We start from the raw sequence: 4,152 nt of genomic DNA on the forward strand, positions 1-4,152 counted from the left end.
TCCGCCACCCAGCGGCCACGCCCTCCTGACGTCAGCGGCCAGCCAGATGCCTCCAGCACTCCAGGGCACCTGATCACGTGAGTTGTTCCGACTCCCCATGACGCTCGCCAGTAACCTGGGCCGGTCGGCCGGGGCCCTGCAAGCGCCTTGCCTGGACGCGAGCGGCACAGAGGCCGGGCTGGCGAGGAGGAGCATGGGAGACCTTGCCGAGCACGTTGACGGCCTGCCGAACCTGTGCGGTTCGGAGCAGCGGATCCAGGAGGCGGTCGCTGCCGAACGGGCGCGGCCGGTCTTCGCCGGACGATCCTCGGTGAACATCGCCGGCATTGACAGCGCGTTCGCGGTCGCCCTGCACATGCACCAGCCGCTCATCCCAGCCGGCGGACCGGACCTGCGCACCGCCGCCATCGTGAGCAACCTGCAGTGGATGCTGGAGCATCCCGACGTGGGCGACAACCACAACGCGCCGATGTTCCACTGGTGCTACAAGCGGATGGGGGAGTTCATCCCCACGCTGCTCGCCGAGGGCAAGCAGCCACGGATCATGCTGGAGTATTCGGGCACGCTGCTGCACGGGCTGCGCCGGGCCGGGCTGGATGACATCTTCGACGCCCTGCGGCCCTTGACCTGCGATCCCGACCTGCGGGAGGCGGTGGAGTGGCTGGGCTGTCCATGGGGGCACGCGGTCGCCCCCTCCACCCCGGTGCAGGACTACCGGCTGCAGGTGAAGGCCTGGCAGCACCACTTCGCGGCCATCTTCGGCCTGGAGGCGCTGGGTCGGGTGCGCGGCTTCTCCCCCGCCGAGATGGCGCTGCCCAACCACCCCGATGTGGCGTATGCGTTCGTCAAGACCCTCAACGAGTGCGGCTATGGGTGGCTGCTGGTCCAGGAGCACTCCGTCGAGCTGCCAGACGGTCGGCCGCTGGAGCGCCCCCACCTGCCCCACCGGCTGGTCTGCACCAGCTCGGCTGGGGACACCGCCGAGATCGTGGCCGTGGTCAAGACCCAGGGCAGCGACACCAAGCTGGTCGGCCAGCTGCAGCCCTACGACGAGGCCAAGAGCCTGTCCCGCCTTGAGCTAGGCGGCCGCCTCGTGCCGCCGTTGGTCACCCAGATCGCCGACGGCGAGAACGGCGGCGTGATGATGAACGAGTTCCCCCCCAAGTACGTCGAGGTGGTCCGGGAATGCTCCGGCACTCGGACGCCGATGCTGAACGTCACCGAGTACCTGGAGCAGCTGTTCGCCACCAGCGTCCAGCCGGCCGATCTGCCGGTGATCCAGCCGCTGTACCAGCACCGCATCTGGCAGCAGGTGGCGCCAGGGGACGGCCCCGACCGGCTCGCCAACGTCATCGAGCGGCTGCGGCACGAGGACAGCCGCTTCCACGTCGAAGGCGGCAGCTGGACCAGCGACTTGTCCTGGACCCGCGGCTACGACAAGGTGCTGGTCCCGATGGAGCAGGCGAGCTCCCTGTTCCATGAGCGGGTGCTGGCCCGGGGCGTCCCCTCCGACGACCCGCGGTACCGCAGGGCGCTGTTCCACCTGCTCGCGGCCGAGACCAGCTGCTACCGCTACTGGGGCGAGAGCGTCTGGACCGACTACGGCGCCGAGCTGTCACGTCGGACCGCCGACATCATCACCTACGACCTCTGAGACCAGAGCCACACCCGGCTGGTTCAATCGGCTCCATTTGGGCGTGCTGCGTGTACGGCCGCCGCTGCCGCGGCCGCCGCGCTTATCCTGGCCAGGCGGAAGGCGGTGGCCGGGAGGCTGCAGCGACCCATGGGCGGTGGCCCTCGTGTCGACCAGCGGTGACACCTGGATGGAGGACATGGCATGGCGGACTTCGATGAGCTGACCTGGCAGGAGGCGATGCGCCGAGGCCACGCGGCGCTGCTGGACTCCGAGCACCTGTATGACGACATCAACGCCTCGGAAGGGCGCTCCAATCTCGACATCGAGAAGCACCTGCGACGATCGGAGGTCAAAGCCGCCCAGGCCCGAGTCTGGCTCGCGCTGGCCAGCGAACTTGGTAGCCAGGGCGATCGCTACGGCCACCCAAGCACCTGACCGGAACCTTCGAGTGCGTTCAGCGGGTCGGCAGCGCGTACAGGCTGATGGCCAGGAAGTGGGCGGCCACGGCGGCGATGACCAGCAGGTGGAAGACCTCGTGGTAGCCGAACACGGCCGGTGCCGGGTCGGGGCGGCGCAGGGCGTACACGGCCGCCCCGGCCGAGTAGAGCAGCCCGCCGGCGACGAGCAGCAGCCCGCCGGCCATCCCGAGGCGGGCGAACAGCTGCGGCATGGCCACCACCGCCACCCAGCCAAGGGCCAGATACACCGTCCCGCCAGCCACCTGGGCGCCGTCGTCCAGGCCAGTTCGAGCACGATCCCGGCCAGGGCTCCGCCCCAGACGACGGCCAGCACGACGGTGGCCAGGGTGCCGTGGAGGACCAGCAGGCCGACCGGGGTGTAGGTGCCGGCGATGAGCAGGAAGATCATCGCGTGGTCGAGTCGGCGCATGCGCCGCCGGGCCGCGGTGGTCCAGGTGACGCGGTGGTACAGGGCGCTGACCCCGAACAGGGCCGACACCGAGGCGGCATAGATCGCGGCCCCGAGCAAGGCCTTGGTGGTGGCGGCGAGCAGGACGAGCAGGGTGCCGCTGGCCAGGGAGACAAAGAAGGCGTACTGGTGCAACACCCCGCGCAGCCGCGGTCTGATCCGGACCTCGGGATGGGCCGTGGCCGGCGGGGGCAGGACGCGGTGGGTGGCGGACTGCGGCAGACGATCGGCAGGCACAGGCCCTCCAGGACGATGAAGCAAGCGTGCCGGCGCGCCAAGTGCGCTGCAAAGCTCTCTGAATTGGGCTACCAACGCGCGAGGATCGGGTCGGCACTGGACCGGCCCAACCAAGGTTACACAGAAGCCTGCCCCGGCGGATGGCCGGGAGCAGGCTCCTGTGGTTCGCTATTGCCGCTCCAGCGGCCGCACGTTGGCGGCCTGGGGGCCTTTCTGGCCCTGGGTGATGTCGAACTCGACGGTCTGCCCCTCATCAAGTGAGCGGTAGCCGGTCGACTGGATCGCGCTGAAGTGCACGAAGACGTCTTCGCCGGACTCAGGGGCGATGAAGCCGAAGCCCTTGTCGGCGTTGAACCACTTCACGGTTCCAACAGTCATGTACTTGTCCCTCCCTCCATCATCTCGGAGGTTCGATCACGCCGGCACCGTGGTGGCGCCGACGGCAAGGGACAAGCTCGACCTGCGGGTTGCGAAGCAAAACATGAACCTCTGCCAGGCCACGGTAGCGGTTCTGGACCGCCGTGCGCCACCAACGCTCGTCAGAAGCTGGCGAGCAGGCGAATGCCGCCACGACGTCAACCGTGATCTGGGAGATCACCCACCGACCGGTAGTGTCCGTGCAGGTAGGCCAGCGGATCCTCCAGGTCGGGCAACTCCAGTTGCTCGATCACGCCCTCGACCAGCTCGCCATGGCCGACCGGCGCCGATCCGGCCAGGCGGCAGGCCGCGCGTGGGCGGTTCCCCTCGAGCACCGGACCCCAGGGCGACTCGGCCACTTGCAGGCGCTCGAACGGTCCTCGGATGGGTGGGCGGACCTCGCTGAACCGCTCGGCCAGGGCCCGGTCACCGGCGGCCAGGACGTGGACGACGAACGCGCCGGTCTCCTGCATGGCTTCCAAGAAGGCGGAGGTGGGGTCGATCAGGCCGAGCAGGCGTGCCGGTTGGCCCTCGGCGACCAGGACCGAGGAGACCGTCAGGCCGGCCCCGCCCGGCAGCTGTCCGGCGGTCCAGACGGTGACCGGTGCCACCAGCCGCCCGCGCAACCGGCGGGCCGGGTCGCGACGCTCGGGCGGGGCGGCGAAGGGAGGCTGCATCCCTACGCGGATCGGTTCCTGCCCGCTCGTCATGCCAGCATTGTGCCCGCCTTCTCCTCCAGAGCCGGCCACCCGCTCCAAGCCCGCCGCCTAGGCCGTTGCGGTCATGGGCTGGAACGACGCGACCACGGCGACCGCTTCGACCTCGATGAGCAGGTCATCGCGGACCAGCCGCCGGACCTCCACGGCGGTGCTGGCCGGTGGCTGCTGGGTGTTGACGTACTGGTCGCGGACCTCGCGCACGACCGGGAGCTGGGT

Annotated in this window: 6 protein-coding genes and 1 pseudogene; 2 read left to right on the forward strand and 5 right to left on the reverse strand. The window is 69.7% G+C overall.

Features of this window, described 5'->3' with window-relative positions; all coding sequences use genetic code 11:
* Positions 1–193: 193 nt before the first annotated feature.
* Together VF468_00445 and VF468_00450 are read left to right on the forward strand one after the other, a co-directional pair.
* Positions 194–1,654, forward strand: a complete 1,461-nt coding sequence (locus VF468_00445) for a glycosyl hydrolase family 57 (protein HEX5876796.1) — start codon at positions 194–196, stop codon at positions 1,652–1,654.
* A gap of 183 nt (positions 1,655–1,837) precedes the next feature.
* A complete protein-coding gene (locus VF468_00450; protein ID HEX5876797.1) occupies positions 1,838–2,071 on the forward strand; it encodes a hypothetical protein in 234 nt (77 codons plus the stop codon).
* A 19-nt stretch (positions 2,072–2,090) separates the two neighbouring features.
* On the opposite strand, the gene VF468_00455 is transcribed toward VF468_00450, so the two are convergent.
* From VF468_00455 to VF468_00475, 5 genes and pseudogenes are all read right to left on the reverse strand, one after another.
* Entirely contained in the window at positions 2,091–2,357 is a 267-nt protein-coding gene (locus tag VF468_00455) for a hemolysin III family protein (protein HEX5876798.1), read from the reverse strand.
* 41 nt (positions 2,358–2,398) lie between these two features.
* A pseudogene (locus VF468_00460) lies at positions 2,399–2,800 on the reverse strand (hemolysin III family protein).
* Positions 2,801–2,968: 168 nt separating this feature from the next.
* Positions 2,969–3,178, reverse strand: a complete 210-nt coding sequence (locus VF468_00465; protein ID HEX5876799.1) for a cold-shock protein — start codon at positions 3,176–3,178, stop codon at positions 2,969–2,971.
* Positions 3,179–3,375: 197 nt separating this feature from the next.
* Entirely contained in the window at positions 3,376–3,927 is a 552-nt protein-coding gene (locus VF468_00470) for a flavin reductase family protein (GenBank protein ID HEX5876800.1), read from the reverse strand.
* A gap of 57 nt (positions 3,928–3,984) precedes the next feature.
* Positions 3,985–4,152 (reverse strand): RidA family protein (locus tag VF468_00475; GenBank protein ID HEX5876801.1); only part of this gene is annotated, 168 nt, incomplete at its 5' end.

The organism is Actinomycetota bacterium (assembly GCA_036280995.1).
GTDB lineage: Bacteria > Actinomycetota > CALGFH01 > CALGFH01 > CALGFH01 > CALGFH01.

Excerpts from the sequence above, each read along its gene's own strand:
- VF468_00445 (HEX5876796.1), top strand. The coding sequence starts at position 194 with ATGGGAGACCTTGCCGAGCACGTTGACGGCCTGCCGAACCTGTGCGGT.
- VF468_00450 (HEX5876797.1), top strand. The coding sequence starts at position 1,838 with ATGGCGGACTTCGATGAGCTGACCTGGCAGGAGGCGATGCGCCGAGGC.
- VF468_00465 (HEX5876799.1), bottom strand. The coding sequence starts at position 3,178 with ATGACTGTTGGAACCGTGAAGTGGTTCAACGCCGACAAGGGCTTCGGC.
- VF468_00470 (HEX5876800.1), bottom strand. The coding sequence starts at position 3,927 with ATGACGAGCGGGCAGGAACCGATCCGCGTAGGGATGCAGCCTCCCTTC.